General features: G+C 34.9%; 1 protein-coding gene. It reads left to right on the top strand.

Annotated features, from left to right (window positions below):
- Nucleotides 1-68: 68 nt before the first annotated feature.
- The coding region (locus tag FE392_RS23055; RefSeq protein WP_319932000.1) for a hypothetical protein at nucleotides 69-249 on the top strand (181 nt) is incomplete at its 3' end.

Consider the following 249-nt stretch of genomic DNA (forward strand, 5'->3'; position numbering starts at 1 on the left):
AGAAACTCTCTTATAATGTAAGTAGAAAGAACATGCATGTTCCAATACGATTATTGGAGTGGTTCAAAATGGAACAAACACTTGTTATACAAAAGAAGAAGCGTTTTGGATTTTCGCAAGGAATTGGGATTACATTATTAATCGCAATTGCCGCGAAATATTTAGCAGAGCTTCCATTTTTAAATATTATGGGACAATTAGTAATTGCTATTCTAATTGGGATGGTTTGGCGTGCGGCAATTGGAGTTC

Origin of the sequence: Xenorhabdus santafensis (genome assembly GCF_033949405.1) — a bacterium.
GTDB lineage: Bacteria > Pseudomonadota > Gammaproteobacteria > Enterobacterales > Enterobacteriaceae > Xenorhabdus > Xenorhabdus santafensis.